Raw genomic sequence first — 15,558 nt, 5'->3', positions numbered from 1 at the left:
AGTGGATTATTTCACAGGTTTTGTGGATTGCATGGGATTCGCATCCTTGCTTACAAAGTCGAATAAGAATACAATCTATGGCCGATTTTTGACCCTGAGCTTATGCTATTTTGCGTTTCTAAGGGTGTTCGGAAATGCAGAGTATGATGTGGGAATTATGCCCGTCAATTAATGTGCTCTAAGCTCAGGCCGTATTGAGTAACGGAAAAACCGATGACAACAAATACTGAAAACCAGAACAATTCTCTGGATATCGTGAAGTGGGGTTTAGTGATTGTATTACTAGCCGCTGCTGTTATTGGCAATCAAATGTATAGCGAAGCCAGTGCCGTAATACGTGCGCTTAGTGTTATCGTTGCATTCGCTATTGCTGGTTTTATTGCGCTTCAGACTGTAAAAGGTAAAAAAGCGTTAGCTTTTGCCCGTGAAGCGCATATCGAAGTGCGCAAGGTTGTATGGCCGACGCGTCAAGAAGCACTAAACACCACTTTTATTGTCCTTGCAGCAACAGGTATCTTAGCTCTTATCCTTTGGGGTATGGATGCTGTGTTAATGCGAATTGTCAATTTTATCACTGGCGTATAGGCACCTCGAATGACTGAAGCTAAAGAAGCTAAAAAAAGATGGTATGTAGTGCAGGCATTCTCAGGCTATGAAGGCCGAGTTTGTAAGTCACTGATTGAATACATTAAGATGCACGGCATGGAAGAATACTTCGGCGAAGTATTGGTCCCGACTGAAGAAGTCGTTGAAATGCGTGCAGGTCAGCGTCGTAAGAGCGAACGTAAGTTTTTCCCTGGCTATGTGTTAGTCCAGATGGAAATGAACGATGACAGCTGGCATTTAGTCAAAAGCATCCCGCGTGTTTTAGGCTTTATTGGCGGAACCTCTGATCGTCCTGCCCCAATTTCCGATAAAGAAGCGGATGCAATTCTGCGTCGCTTACAAGAAACGACAGCGTCACCGACTCATAGAACTATCTTCGAGCCTGGTGAAGTGGTGCGTGTGTGTGATGGTCCATTTGCTGACTTCAACGGTACCGTTGAGGAAGTGGATTATGACAAGAGCCGCGTAAAAGTATCAGTAATGATCTTTGGTCGTTCTACGCCAGTTGAACTTGACTTTAGTCAAGTTGAAAAAGGCTGATTAAATAAAATACAAAATCCGTTTGGCAACGGGGGCGAGTTTCTATATAATCCGTCCCCGTTGTTTTCGGGGGAGCACGTCAGCATGTCGCTGATGCGCGTTTGAACCCAAACTGAGGAAATGTCAGATGGCAAAGAAGATTGATGCTTATATTAAGCTACAAGTAAAATCAGGTTCTGCGAACCCGTCACCACCAGTTGGTCCAGCTTTGGGTCAAAAAGGTGTGAACATCATGGAATTCTGTAAAGCGTTTAACGCCCGTACAGAAAAAATGGAAAAAGGCATGCCTATTCCTGTCGTGATCACTGTATACAGTGACCGTTCATTCACTTTTGAAACTAAGACTTCTCCAGCGTCTTACTTACTGAAGACTGCTGCAGGCCTGAAATCAGGTTCTCCACGTCCAAACACTCAGAAAGTGGGTACTATCGCACGCGCTAAAGTTCAAGAAATTGCTGAACTTAAAGCTGCCGATATGACTGGTGCTGACATTGAAGCGATGACTCGCTCAATCGAAGGTACTGCGCGTTCAATGGGTTTGGTTGTAGAGGATTAATATAATGGCAAAGCTAACTAAACGCATGCGCGTAATTCGCGAAAAAGTTGACGGTACTAAAAGCTACGATATCAACGAAGCTGTTGCTCTGTTAAAAGAATTAGCAACTGCAAAATTCGTTGAAAGTGTAGACGTAGCAGTTAACCTGGGTATCGACCCACGTAAATCTGACCAAAACGTTCGTGGTGCAACAGTGTTGCCACACGGTACTGGTCGTGACGTTCGCGTTGCAGTATTTACACAAGGTGCAAATGCTGAAGCGGCAAAAGCTGCTGGTGCTGAGCTAGTTGGTATGGATGATCTGGCTGAGCAAATCAAAGCCGGTGAAATGAACTTCGACGTGGTTATCGCATCTCCAGATGCAATGCGCGTTGTTGGTATGTTAGGTCAAATCTTAGGCCCACGTGGTTTAATGCCTAACCCTAAAACAGGTACAGTAACACCAAACGTTGCTGAAGCTGTTAAGAATGCCAAGGCTGGTCAAGTTCGTTACCGTAACGACAAGAACGGTATTATCCACACTACTATCGGTAAAGTGGATTTCACACCAGTTCAATTGAAAGAAAACTTGGAAGCGTTGATCTCTGCACTGAAAAAGGCTAAGCCTGCAGTTGCTAAAGGTGTATACGTGAAAAAGGTTAGCATCTCTACCACTATGGGTGCAGGTGTTGCAGTTGATCAAGCTACGCTTGAGACAACCATATAATTTTACAAGGTGAGCGTATTAATCTATAATGCGCGCACTTTGTGGGTTGAAGCCTGTTTTATCGCCGTTTAATTGGTTGTAACTCAGGTTTCCGTCCAAGACCGCAGGTGTTTTTTGTAAAAATAACTTAATTTCCTGCGTAGACGGTGTCAGGCCCCAGCTAAATTTTTTTACTGGATAATCTGCACCGTAAGTCACTAAATACATAAGTATTTAGTATGGTAAATACTAGGGAATACCCTAGGTAGAATCCAGGAGTAAAGCCAATGGCATTAAGACTCGAAGACAAAAAAGCGATTGTTGCTGAAGTCAACGAAGCTGCCAAAGGTGCGCTATCTGCAGTTGCCGCTGATTCTCGCGGTGTGACTGTAGGTGCTATGACCGGTCTGCGTAAAAAAGCTCGCGAAGCTGGTGTATATGTACGTGTAGTACGTAACACATTGGCTCGTCGTGCTGTTGAAGGTACAGCTTTTGAGTGCCTAGCAGAAACGTTCACTGGCCCAACTTTGATTGCTTTTTCTTTAGAGCACCCAGGTGCTGCAGCACGTCTGTTAAAAGACTTTGCTAAAGAACAAGCTAACTTCGAAGTTAAAGGCGCAGCCTTTGAAGGGAATTTCATCCCTGCAGCTGAAATTGATCGTTTGGCGAAACTGCCAACATACGAAGAAGCACTAGCTCAGTTAATGATGACTATGAAAGAAGCATCTGCTGGCAAGTTCGTTCGTACACTGGCCGCCCTGCGCGATCAAAAACAAGAAGCCGCTTAATTTCAAGCTGGCTGCTTAATAAAATTGAATTCAGAACAATAGGAAACATTTGTTATGTCTATCACTAAAGACCAAATCTTAGAAGCCTTTGCAGCTATGTCTGTAATGGAAGTTGTTGAACTGATCGAAGCAATGGAAGAGAAGTTCGGCGTTTCTGCCGCTGCTGCTGTTGTTTCTGGTGGCGCTGAAGCTGCTGTTGTTGAAGAACAAACAGAATTCAACGTAATCCTGACTGCTCACGGCGACAACAAAGTTGCTGTTATTAAAGCAATCCGTGGCGCAACAGGTTTAGGCCTGAAAGAAGCTAAAGCTATGTCTGAAGCTGCTCCAGTAGCAGTTAAAGAAGGCGTTTCTAAAGAAGAAGCTGAAGCTCTGAAGAAAGAACTTACTGAAGCTGGTGCTTCTGTAGAAATCAAGTAAGCTATTATTTAGCTTGCTCACCCAAGCCACTTGGGTGGAGGCTGGCGGTTTTTTAACCGTCGGCCTTTTTTGCGCTATATGCGCTGGCGATTTTTTTTCACCGTTTGTCGCCAAATTTTGCAGTCCCTAGCAGAGATTACTGGTTAGGTTCTTGCCATCAACGGTGATGGGCAAACGTGCTGAATTTAATAACATAAGTTATTTATTCAGTCTTGGTCACATCTCGTAAGCAGAGGAAACCCATGGTTTACTCCTATTCTGAAAAGAAGCGTATTCGCAAAGACTTTGGTAAGCGTCCAAAAGTTTTGGATATCCCTTATTTATTGTCTATCCAGCTAGACTCTTTTAAGAAGTTCACCGATCAAGATCCTACCGGTGAGCGCGGTTTAGAAGCCGCCTTCCGTAGCGTTTTTCCCATCAAGAGCTTTTCTGGTAATTCAGAACTGCAATACGTCAGCTATAAGCTTGGCGAGCCTGTTTTTGATGTGAAAGAGTGTCAGATCCGTGGTGTTACGTACTCAGCACCACTACGCGTTAAATTACGCATGGTGTTGTATGACCGTGAAGCAGCGGCGGGCACAGTAAAAGATATTAAAGAACAAGAAGTCTACATGGGTGATATCCCATTGATGACGGATAACGGTACTTTTGTTATCAACGGTACTGAGCGTGTAATCGTATCTCAATTACACCGTTCTCCAGGCGTGTTCTTTGATCATGACCGTGGTAAAACCCACTCATCAGGTAAGGTGCTGTATAACGCACGTATTATTCCTTACCGTGGTTCATGGCTTGACTTTGAATTCGATCCTAAAGATGCACTATTTGTGCGTATTGACCGTCGCCGCAAATTGCCTGCGACCATCATGTTACGTGCATTAGAATATTCTACTCAAGAGATCCTCGATCTGTTCTTTGAACGCGTTGAGTTCAAGATCAAGAAAGATACTCTGGTTATGGCTTTGGTTCCTGAGCGTCTGCGTGGCGAAACTGCCAGCTATGACATCAAGGATGCTGAAGGTTCTGTATTGGTTGAAGCCGGTCGTCGTATCACTGCGCGCCACATTCGCCAATTAGAAAAAACCAATACCACTGAGCTCGAAGTGCCAGTTGAATATATCGTGGGCAAATATGCTGCTCAGGATTATATCGATCCGGATACAGGTGAAGTTTTAGTCTCTGCCAACAGTGAAATTAGCTTAGAAGATTTGGCTAAATTATCTTTGGCCGGTATTAAAGAACTCAGCACCTTGTATATCAACGAGCTAGATCATGGTGCTTATATTTCAGATACGCTGCGTATCGATTCAACCACTAATCGCTTAGAAGCACTGGTTGAAATCTATCGTATGATGCGTCCTGGCGAGCCACCAACCAAAGATGCTGCCGAAGCACTATTCCAGAACTTGTTCTTCAGCGAAGAGCGTTATGACCTGTCTAAAGTCGGTCGTATGAAGTTCAACCGTCGTCTCAGCATTCCTGATGACGAAGGTAGCGGTGTATTGTCTAAAGAAGACATCGTCGCGGTAATGAAGAATATCATTCATATCCGTAACGGTTTCGACGAAGTCGATGATATCGATCACTTAGGCAACCGTCGTATTCGTAGCGTCGGTGAAATGGCTGAAAACCAATTCCGCGTAGGTTTAGTCCGTGTTGAGCGCGCCGTGCGTGAACGTCTATCTTTAGGCGATCTGAACGAGCTGATGCCACAAGACTTGATTAACGCTAAGCCAATTTCTGCGGCAGTGAAAGAGTTCTTCGGTTCTTCTCAGTTGTCACAATTCATGGACCAAAACAACCCGCTATCAGAAGTAACGCATAAGCGTCGTATTTCTGCTCTTGGCCCCGGTGGTTTGACTCGTGAACGTGCAGGCTTCGAAGTCCGCGACGTACATCCAACGCATTATGGTCGTTTATGTCCAATTGAGACCCCTGAAGGTCCAAACATTGGTCTAATCAACTCATTAGCAAGCTTTGCCCGTACTAACTCATACGGCTTCCTAGAAACGCCATACCGCAAGGTTATCGACGGCGTGATTACTGACGAAGTGGAATACTTGTCAGCAATCGAAGAAGGTCGTTATGTGATTGCACAGGCGAACATTGAAATTGATGCGAACGGTCGTATGGCAGAAGAGCAAATTGCTTGTCGTCATAAAGGTGAATCTACCTTTATGCGCGCTGCTGACATCCAGTATATGGACGTTTCGCCACAACAGATCATTTCAGTTGCTGCATCGCTCATCCCGTTCTTAGAACACGATGATGCTAACCGTGCATTGATGGGTGCGAACATGCAACGTCAAGCCGTACCAACACTGCGCTCTGAAAAGCCGCTAGTAGGTACTGGTATTGAACGTACACTCGCTGTTGACTCAGGTGTTGTGGTTGTTGCTAAGCGTGGTGGCTTCATTGACTACGTTGATGCGAGCCGTATCGTTGTTAAAGTAAATGAAGATGAGCTGCGCCCAGGCGAAGCCGGTATCGACATTTATAACCTGACTAAGTACACCCGTTCTAACCAAAACACTTGTATCAACCAACGCCCTTGTTGTGCTGTTGGTGAGCCAGTGGTTCGCGGTGACGTGTTAGCAGACGGTCCGTCTACTGACTTAGGTGATTTAGCCCTTGGCCAGAACATGCGTATCGCGTTCATGCCTTGGAACGGTTACAACTTCGAAGACTCGATCTTAATTTCTGAGCGCGTTGCGCAAGAAGATCGTTTCACCACTATCCACATTCAGGAGCTGTCTTGTATCGCTCGTGATACAAAGTTGGGTAGCGAAGAAATCACAGCTGATATTCCAAACGTTGGTGAGTCTGCTCTGTCGAAACTCGACGAGTCAGGTATCGTTTACATTGGTGCAGAAGTGAAGGGTGGCGATATTCTGGTTGGTAAAGTGACGCCAAAAGGCGAAACACAGCTGACGCCAGAAGAGAAGTTACTCCGTGCTATCTTTGGTGAGAAAGCGTCTGACGTTAAAGACAGTTCACTGCGTGTTCCTAACTCTGTTAAGGGCACTATCATCGACGTTCAGGTATTTACCCGTGACGGCGTTGAAAAAGACAAGCGTGCAGTTGAAATCGAAGAGATGCACATTGCCCAAGCTCGTAAAGACTTAGGCGAAGAGTTCAAGATCCTTGAAGAAGGTGTATTGAGCCGTGCGCGTAACCTGTTAATCGGTGCTGGTTTCACTGACGCGCAAATTGCTGCGTTGCCACGTAAAGATGTATTGGTTCAAGTCATTGACGATGAAGCAAAACAAACTGAACTTGAGCAATTAGCTGAACAGCATGAAGAGCTGAAAGCTGACTTCGATAAGAAGTTTGAAATCAAACGTCGCAAGATCACCCAAGGTGATGACTTGGCTCCAGGCGTACTGAAGATCGTTAAGGTTTACTTAGCGGTTAAGCGTACTATCCAACCTGGTGACAAGATGGCGGGTCGTCACGGTAACAAGGGTGTTATCTCTAAGATTTGCCCAATCGAAGACATGCCGTATGACGAACAAGGTAACCCAGTAGACATCGTATTGAACCCGCTAGGTGTTCCATCACGTATGAACATTGGTCAGGTACTTGAAGTCCATATGGGCGCCGCTGCCAAAGGCATTGGTAACAAGATCACTGCGATGCTTGAAGAACAGCGCGAGCTGGCTGAAGTTCGTGGCTACATCAAGCAAGTTTATGAATTAGGTGACGAAGTGCAGCAGCGCGTCGATATCGATTCATTCACTGATGATGAAGTATTACGTCTTGCGACTAACCTGAAAGGCGGTATCCCGATTGCAACTCCTGCATTCGACGGTGCTAAAGAGAAAGAGATCAAGCAGATGCTTGAACTTGCAGGTTTGCCAACCTCTGGTCAGTTGAAGTTGTTTGATGGTCGTACCGGTAACGAATTTGAGCGTCAAGTAACTGTTGGTTACATGTACATGCTCAAACTGAACCACTTAGTTGATGACAAGATGCACGCCCGTTCAACCGGTTCGTACAGCTTAGTGACTCAACAACCACTGGGCGGTAAAGCTCAGTTCGGTGGTCAGCGTTTCGGTGAGATGGAAGTGTGGGCACTAGAAGCATACGGTGCCGCTTATACGCTTCAAGAAATGCTCACCGTTAAATCGGATGACGTTAACGGTCGTACTCAGATGTATAAGAACATCGTCGACGGTAACCATCAGATGCAACCTGGCATGCCAGAGTCCTTCAACGTGTTACTGAAGGAGATCCGTTCACTCGGTATTAATATCGAGTTGGATCAGGCATAAGCGCAGGCCTTTAGCCGCGTTTGGCAAACAGAATGGTGCTCCGTGCGAGCGGAGCACCCGGTTTAACTCCTTCAGGAGAGAAACGTGAAAGACTTATTAAAGTTTCTGAAACAGCAAAGCAAGACTGAAGAATTTAACGGCATCAAAATTGGTCTGGCATCGCCTGATCTGATCCGTTCTTGGTCTTTTGGTGAAGTTAAGAAGCCAGAAACCATCAACTACCGTACCTTCAAGCCTGAGCGTGAAGGTCTGTTCTGTGCGCGTATCTTTGGCCCAGTCAAAGATTACGAATGTTTGTGCGGTAAGTACAAACGTTTGAAGCACCGTGGTGTTATTTGTGAAAAGTGTGGCGTTGAAGTAACCCAAACTAAAGTACGTCGTGAGCGTATGGGTCACATCGAACTGGCTAGCCCAGTTGCGCACATTTGGTTCTTAAAATCACTGCCGTCACGTATTGGCTTAATGCTGGATATGACGCTGCGTGATATCGAACGCGTACTGTATTTTGAATCATTTGTCGTGATCGAGCCTGGCATGACCAGCCTTGAACGTGGCCAAATGCTGACAGAAGAAACTTATCTGGATGCATTAGAAGAATACGGTGATGAGTTCGAAGCTAAAATGGGTGCCGAAGCAGTACTTGAACTGTTACGTGCTATCGATTTAGCGAAAGAAATCGAACAAATGCGTGAAGAATTGCCTTCAATCAACTCTGAGACTCGTCGCAAGAAAGTGACTAAACGTCTTAAGTTGATGGAAGCATTCTACACTTCAGGCAACAAGCCTGAGTGGATGATCTTAAAAGTACTGCCTGTGTTACCACCTGACTTACGTCCGTTGGTTCCGCTCGATGGCGGCCGCTTCGCGACTTCAGATCTTAACGACCTGTATCGCCGCGTGATCAACCGTAACAACCGTTTGAAGCGTCTGTTAGATTTAGCTGCGCCAGACATTATCGTACGCAACGAAAAGCGTATGTTACAAGAGTCTGTTGATGCGCTATTAGATAACGGTCGTCGTGGTCGTGCTATTACCGGTTCTAACAAGCGTCCTCTGAAATCTTTGGCTGATATGATCAAAGGTAAGCAAGGTCGTTTCCGTCAGAACTTGTTGGGTAAGCGCGTTGACTATTCTGGTCGTTCGGTCATTACCGTAGGTCCTACTCTACGTCTGCACCAATGTGGTCTTCCTAAGAAGATGGCACTGGAACTGTTCAAGCCATTCATCTATGGCAAGCTGGAAGGTCGTGGCTTAGCTACTACCATCAAAGCGGCTAAGAAGATGGTTGAGCGTGAAGTGGCGGAAGTTTGGGACGTTCTGGATGAAGTGATCCGCGAACATCCAGTGATGCTCAACCGTGCACCAACACTGCACAGACTGGGTATTCAAGCGTTCGAACCAGTACTGATTGAAGGTAAAGCCATCCAGTTACACCCACTCGTTTGTGCGGCATACAACGCCGACTTCGACGGTGACCAAATGGCGGTACACGTACCGTTAACACTGGAAGCGCAGCTTGAAGCCCGTGCCCTGATGATGTCTACCAACAACATCCTGTCACCAGCCAACGGCGAGCCTGTTATCACCCCGTCTCAAGACGTGGTATTGGGTCTGTACTACACCAGCCGTGAGCGTATTAACGGCCGTGGTGAAGGTATGTACTTTATGTCTGTTGCTGAAGTTGAAAAAGCTTATGCAACTGGCGCTGCTGAACTGCATGCACGCGTTAAAGTGCGTATCACTGAAACCATTATTGGTGACGCAGGTGAGCGTACTGAACAACGCCGTATCGTAGATACGACTGTGGGTCGTGCTCTGCTGTCATTGATTCTGCCAGCAGGTTTGTCATTTGATCTGGTTAACCAGAACATGGGCAAAAAGCAGATCTCTAAACTGTTGAACACCTGTTATCGTCAACTGGGTCTGAAAGATACTGTTATCTTCGCTGACCAATTGATGTATACCGGTTTCCGTTTTGCAACCATCTCTGGTGCCTCTGTCGGTATCGATGACATGGTTATTCCAGACGAGAAATACACCTTAGTTGCTGATGCAGAAGCGGAAGTTCTTGAAATTCAAGAGCAGTTCCAATCTGGTCTCGTAACAGCGGGTGAGCGTTACAACAAAGTTATCGATATCTGGGCAAGTGCCAACGAAAAAGTTTCTAAAGCTATGATGGAAAACCTGTCAACTGAGACAGTGATTAACCGTGATGGTGTTGAAGAGAAACAAGCCTCGTTTAACAGCATCTATATGATGGCTGACTCAGGCGCTCGTGGTAGTGCCGCACAGATCCGTCAGTTGGCGGGTATGCGTGGTCTGATGGCTAAGCCAGACGGCTCAATCATCGAAACGCCAATTACCGCTAACTTCCGTGAAGGTCTAAACGTACTCCAGTACTTTATTTCTACTCACGGTGCGCGTAAAGGTCTAGCCGATACGGCATTGAAGACAGCGAACTCGGGTTACCTGACTCGTCGTCTTGTAGACGTTGCACAAGATTTAGTGGTTATCGAAGACGATTGTGGTACTCACGAAGGTCTAACCATGAAACCGCTGATTGAAGGTGGTGATGTGGTTGAGCCGTTACGTGAACGCGTACTGGGTCGTGTAGTTGCGATTGATGTGTTCTATCCAGGCACTGAAGACGTACTCGCACCACGTAACACGCTACTCGACGAAGCATGGTGTGACAAGTTAGAAGAGCATTCAATCGACGAAGTGATTGTACGTTCTGTAATTTCTTGTGATACCGATTTCGGTGTGTGTGCAGCTTGTTACGGTCGTGACTTGGCTCGTGGTCATATTATTAACCACGGTGAAGCCATCGGTGTTGTGGCAGCACAATCTATCGGTGAACCAGGTACACAGTTAACGATGCGTACGTTCCACATCGGTGGTGCGGCATCGAGAGCGTCTGCAGAAAACAATGTCCAAGTGAAAAACTCGGGTTCATTGAAACTGCATAATGCTAAGCATGTTACTAACAGTGACGGCAAACTGGTTATCGTTTCTCGTTCTTCTGAACTGGCCGTTATTGACGAGCTGGGTCGTGAGAAAGAGCGTTATAAAGTGCCATACGGTACTGTGCTCGAGAAGCTAGAAGAAGCCGCTGTTGAAGCGGGCGATGTTATCGCTAACTGGGATCCACATACTCACCCAATCATTTCTGAAGTGGCGGGTAGTATCAAGTTCGTAGACATGATTGACGGTGTTACTATGACACGTCAAACAGACGAACTAACGGGTCTGTCATCAATCGTGATCCTTGACGTTGGTCAGCGTGGTACTGCGGGTAAAGAAATGCGCCCAATGATCCGTCTGCTTGGCGCTAACGGTAGCGATTTAATGATCCCTGGTACTGAAGTACCAGCACAGTACTTCTTACCAGGTAGTGCGATCGTTAACTTAGAAGATAACGCGCAAATCAACGTGGGTGACGCTTTAGCTCGTATTCCTCAGGAATCGTCTAAAACACGCGACATCACCGGTGGTCTGCCACGCGTTGCTGACTTGTTCGAAGCGCGTAAGCCAAAAGAGCCTGCAATTCTGGCGGAAATCTCTGGTACTATCTCGTTTGGTAAAGAGACCAAAGGTAAGCGTCGTTTGGTGATTACACCTGCTGATGGCGGCGATCACTATGAAGAGATGATCCCTAAGTGGCGTAACTTAAACGTGTTCGAAGGTGAAAAAGTCGAACGTGGTGAAGTTATCGCTGACGGTCCAGAAGCGGCACACGACATTCTGCGTCTTCGTGGTATCCACAACGTAGCTAACTACATTGTGAACGAAGTACAGGACGTTTACCGTCTGCAAGGCGTGAAGATCAACGATAAGCATATCGAAGTGATCATCCGTCAGATGCTGCGTAAGTGTCTTATCACTTCTGCCGGTGACACTGAGTTCCTTGAAGGGGAACAAGCTGAAGTGTCACGCGTTAAGATCGCTAACCGCGAACTGATCGCCCAAGGTAAAGTGCCTGCGACCTTTGAACGTGAACTACTGGGTATTACTAAAGCATCTCTGGCAACAGAATCCTTTATCTCAGCAGCATCGTTCCAAGAAACCACGCGCGTACTGACCGAAGCTGCCGTAGGTGGTAAGAGCGATCAATTACGTGGTCTGAAAGAAAACGTTATCGTTGGCCGACTGATCCCAGCCGGTACCGGTTACGCTTATCACAAGACTCGTAATGAAGCGCGTGCGAAGAAAAACGAACCTGTAGTAGTGAATAAGATCACTGCAAGTGAAGCCGAACAGAACTTGGCCGATCTCTTAAACCTGGCTGGTAGCCAAGATTAAGTAATCAGTTTGTTATAAAAAGGCGCCTATGGCGCCTTTTTTCTTGGAATATGCCGCAAAAGTTGGCTATTTCTTGACAGTCAGGCATTACCTTTCTAAAATTCCGCGTCCCACCATTGTGGGATATAGATTTTTCACACCTTATCGTTGAGTTTGATTCAACTGACTCGGAGCTATACATGGCAACTGTAAACCAGTTGGTACGTAAGCCACGCGCGCCAAAAGTCGACAAGACTAATGTGCCTGCGTTGAATGCGTGCCCGCAAAAACGTGGTGTTTGTACACGTGTGTACACAACTACCCCTAAAAAACCAAACTCTGCACTACGTAAAGTAGCTCGTGTGCGTCTAACTAACGGTTTCGAAGTAACTTCGTACATCGGCGGTGAAGGCCACAACCTGCAGGAACATAGCGTGATCTTAATCCGTGGTGGTCGTGTTAAAGACTTACCAGGTGTGCGTTATCACACTATTCGTGGCGCATTAGACTGTGCAGGCGTGACTTCACGTCGCCAAAGCCGTTCTAAATACGGTGCTAAGCGTCCTAAGTCTTAACTTATCCGTTAAGTAAGGCCAAGCTAGTTTTATTTTGAGAATTCCAGTTTTGGAAATCCCTGAAGCATACGGAGAATTGTTATGCCAAGACGTCGCGTTGTAGGACAACGTAAAATCCTACCAGATCCAAAGTTTCACAGTGAGTTGCTGGCTAAGTTCATCAACGTCATTATGCAAGACGGCAAAAAGTCGACTGCAGAAAAAATTATTTACAAGGCACTAGATGTTGTCGCTGAAAAGAAAAGCGAAAACCATTTAGTTATCCTTGAAGCAGCCCTGGACAACGTTCGCCCATCAGTCGAAGTTAAATCTCGTCGCGTTGGTGGTTCTACGTACCAGGTACCATGTGAAGTTCGTCCTGTGCGTCGTAACGCACTGGCGATGCGCTGGTTAGTTGAAGCTGCTCGTAAGCGTGGTGAAAAATCTATGGCTTTACGTCTAGCAGGTGAAATGCTGGATGCGTCTGAAAACAAAGGTACTGCTGTTAAGAAGCGTGAAGACGTGCATCGCATGGCTGAAGCTAACAAAGCCTTTGCTCATTACCGTTGGTAATATGATGGTGTGGGCTTAGGCCCACACCATGTTGTTGATATTGCCAAGACTTAGGTCTTGGTGGAGAGGGTATAATAGTGGCTCGTACAACCCCAATTGAGCGTTATCGTAATATCGGTATTTGTGCTCATGTTGACGCAGGTAAAACCACCACAACAGAACGTGTTCTGTTCTATACCGGTTTGTCTCATAAAATCGGTGAGGTGCATGACGGCGCCGCTACCACAGACTGGATGGTTCAAGAGCAAGAGCGTGGTATCACTATCACCTCGGCTGCGGTAACCACATTCTGGCGTGGTATGGATGCTCAATTCACTGAACACCGCATCAATATCATCGATACCCCTGGTCACGTTGACTTTACTATTGAAGTTGAACGGTCTCTGCGTGTCCTCGACGGCGCTGTTGTCGTTTTCTGTGGTTCATCTGGTGTTGAACCTCAGTCAGAAACAGTGTGGCGTCAAGCTGATAAATACCGCGTTCCACGCTTAGTATTTGTCAACAAAATGGACCGTGCAGGTGCTGACTTTGAACGTGTAGTGAAGCAAATTAGAACTCGTCTTGGAGCCACTTGTGTGCCTATTCAATTGAATGTTGGCGCAGAAGAAAACTTCAAAGGTGTGATCGACTTAATTAAGATGAAAGCTATTAACTGGAATGAATCAGACCAGGGTATGACTTTCACTCATGAGGAGATCCCTGCAGAGTTAGCGGCTAAAGCGGCTGAAATGCATGAGTATCTAGTTGAAGTAGCAGCCGAATCTTCGGATGAACTGATGGATAAGTACCTTGAAGAAGGCACGCTATCAGAAGACGAAATTAAAAAGGCGCTACGTCAGCGTACTATAAATAATGAAATCGTTTTAGCGACTTGTGGTTCTGCATTTAAGAACAAAGGCGTTCAAGCGGTACTTGATGCGGTTATTGAATTCTTGCCTGCGCCAATTGATGTGCCTCCAATCAAGGGCATCGATGAGAACGACCAAGAAGTAGAACGCCCATCAGATGACAATGCACCTTTCGCTGCATTGGCATTTAAGATTGCTACAGATCCATTCGTAGGAACTTTGACCTTTATTCGCGTGTACTCAGGCGTACTAGAATCAGGTTCAGGTGTTTACAACTCTGTTAAACAGAAGCGTGAACGCGTAGGTCGTATGGTGCAAATGCATGCAAACGATCGCACTGAACTGAAAGAAGTGCGTGCCGGTGATATCGCAGCGGCTATTGGTCTAAAAGAGGTGACTACGGGGGACACGCTTTGTGATAACGATCATAGAGTGATCTTGGAACGTATGGAGTTCCCAGAGCCAGTAATTACCATTGCCGTTGAGCCTAAGTCAAAAGCCGACCAGGATAAAATGGGTATCGCGTTGCAAAAGCTTGCAGCGGAAGATCCATCATTCCGAGTTGAAACTGACGAAGAATCGTCACAAACTCTGATTTCGGGTATGGGTGAGTTACACTTAGACATCATCGTTGACCGTATGCGTCGCGAATTTGGTGTTGAATGTAACGTAGGTAAGCCACAAGTGGCGTACCGCGAAACTATCCGAGCGTCAGTAGAAGCTGAAGGTAAATTTGTACGCCAATCAGGTGGTCGTGGACAATTCGGTCACGTTTGGTTAAAACTAGAGCCTAATGAAGAAGGCGCTGGTTACGAATTTGTCAATGCAGTTGTGGGAGGTGTGATTCCTCGTGAATTCATTCCTGCGGTTGATAAAGGTATCCAAGAACAGATGAAGAATGGCGTTCTCGCTGGCTTCCCTGTGTTGGACGTGAAGGTCACTCTATTCGACGGTTCATATCATGATGTGGACTCGAATGAAATGGCGTTCAAAATTGCAGGTTCTATGGGCTTCAAAAAGGGTGCGCTTGAAGCAAACCCTGCGTTGCTCGAACCTTGCATGAAAGTTGAAGTAACTACCCCTGAAAATTATATGGGTGACGTCGTTGGTGATTTAAACCGTCGTCGTGGCTTGATTGAGGGGATGGATGATGGCTTTGGTGGCATCAAAATAGTCCATGCTGTAGTGCCTCTTTCTGAAATGTTTGGTTACGCAACTGATTTGCGCTCTGCTACTCAGGGTCGCGCTTCATACTCTATGGAGTTCTTGAAGTACTCTGATGCACCGCAAAACATTGCAAAAGCGATTATTGAATCTCGTAGCTAATATCCAGTTACGACATAAATGTTATTATGGTCCAGCACTGACTGGACTATTCTGAAAAGAAAGGAATATATCGTGGCAAAAGCTAAATTTGAACGTATTAAGCCTCA

Annotated in this window: 11 protein-coding genes; all 11 read left to right on the top strand. The window is 46.1% G+C overall.

What is annotated here, in order from left to right; translation table 11 throughout:
* Positions 1-213 precede the first annotated feature (213 nt).
* The 11 genes from secE to fusA all read left to right on the top strand — a co-directional run bounded on the left by secE (position 214) and on the right by fusA (position 15,451).
* The gene (gene secE / locus Q4Q57_RS21670) at positions 214-585 is read left to right on the top strand and encodes a preprotein translocase subunit SecE (RefSeq protein ID WP_006083613.1); all 372 of its coding nucleotides are present in this window, start codon (positions 214-216) and stop codon (positions 583-585) included.
* A gap of 9 nt (positions 586-594) precedes the next feature.
* Complete coding sequence (nusG, locus tag Q4Q57_RS21665; RefSeq protein WP_106648467.1) at positions 595-1,146, top strand: transcription termination/antitermination protein NusG; 552 nt, start codon at positions 595-597, stop codon at positions 1,144-1,146.
* A 127-nt stretch (positions 1,147-1,273) separates the two neighbouring features.
* Positions 1,274-1,702 carry a 50S ribosomal protein L11 gene (gene rplK, locus Q4Q57_RS21660; RefSeq protein ID WP_006083611.1) on the top strand — a complete coding sequence of 143 codons (429 nt, stop codon included), beginning with the start codon at positions 1,274-1,276 and terminating at the stop codon, positions 1,700-1,702.
* Between the two features lie 4 nt (positions 1,703-1,706).
* The gene (rplA, locus tag Q4Q57_RS21655; RefSeq protein WP_106648466.1) at positions 1,707-2,408 is read left to right on the top strand and encodes a 50S ribosomal protein L1; all 702 of its coding nucleotides are present in this window, start codon (positions 1,707-1,709) and stop codon (positions 2,406-2,408) included.
* A gap of 266 nt (positions 2,409-2,674) precedes the next feature.
* On the top strand, positions 2,675-3,175 hold the full coding sequence (gene rplJ, locus Q4Q57_RS21650) for a 50S ribosomal protein L10 (protein ID WP_006083609.1): 501 nt from the start codon (positions 2,675-2,677) through the stop codon (positions 3,173-3,175).
* A gap of 54 nt (positions 3,176-3,229) precedes the next feature.
* Positions 3,230-3,595, top strand: a complete 366-nt coding sequence (rplL, locus tag Q4Q57_RS21645) for a 50S ribosomal protein L7/L12 (RefSeq protein WP_106648464.1) — start codon at positions 3,230-3,232, stop codon at positions 3,593-3,595.
* 242 nt (positions 3,596-3,837) lie between these two features.
* Entirely contained in the window at positions 3,838-7,869 is a 4,032-nt protein-coding gene (rpoB, locus tag Q4Q57_RS21640; protein ID WP_311891989.1) for a DNA-directed RNA polymerase subunit beta, read from the top strand.
* 84 nt (positions 7,870-7,953) lie between these two features.
* Positions 7,954-12,171: a DNA-directed RNA polymerase subunit beta' gene (gene rpoC, locus Q4Q57_RS21635; RefSeq protein ID WP_220591697.1), complete on the top strand. Its 4,218-nt coding sequence runs from the start codon at positions 7,954-7,956 to the stop codon at positions 12,169-12,171.
* 179 nt (positions 12,172-12,350) lie between these two features.
* Positions 12,351-12,725 (top strand): 30S ribosomal protein S12, encoded by a 375-nt coding sequence (rpsL, locus tag Q4Q57_RS21630; RefSeq protein ID WP_006083605.1) that lies wholly within the window; start codon positions 12,351-12,353, stop codon positions 12,723-12,725.
* 81 nt (positions 12,726-12,806) lie between these two features.
* Positions 12,807-13,277: a 30S ribosomal protein S7 gene (gene rpsG, locus Q4Q57_RS21625; protein ID WP_011787570.1), complete on the top strand. Its 471-nt coding sequence runs from the start codon at positions 12,807-12,809 to the stop codon at positions 13,275-13,277.
* 77 nt (positions 13,278-13,354) lie between these two features.
* Complete coding sequence (fusA, locus tag Q4Q57_RS21620) at positions 13,355-15,451, top strand: elongation factor G (RefSeq protein ID WP_311891988.1); 2,097 nt, start codon at positions 13,355-13,357, stop codon at positions 15,449-15,451.
* The last annotated feature ends 107 nt before the right edge of the window (positions 15,452-15,558 follow it).

The sequence above is a fragment of the Shewanella sp. SP2S2-6 genome (assembly GCF_031931965.1).
In the GTDB taxonomy this organism is placed as follows: domain Bacteria; phylum Pseudomonadota; class Gammaproteobacteria; order Enterobacterales; family Shewanellaceae; genus Shewanella; species Shewanella baltica.
The sequence above is the reverse complement of the archived record's forward strand: the minus strand, read 5'-3'. Positions and strand labels throughout refer to the sequence as shown.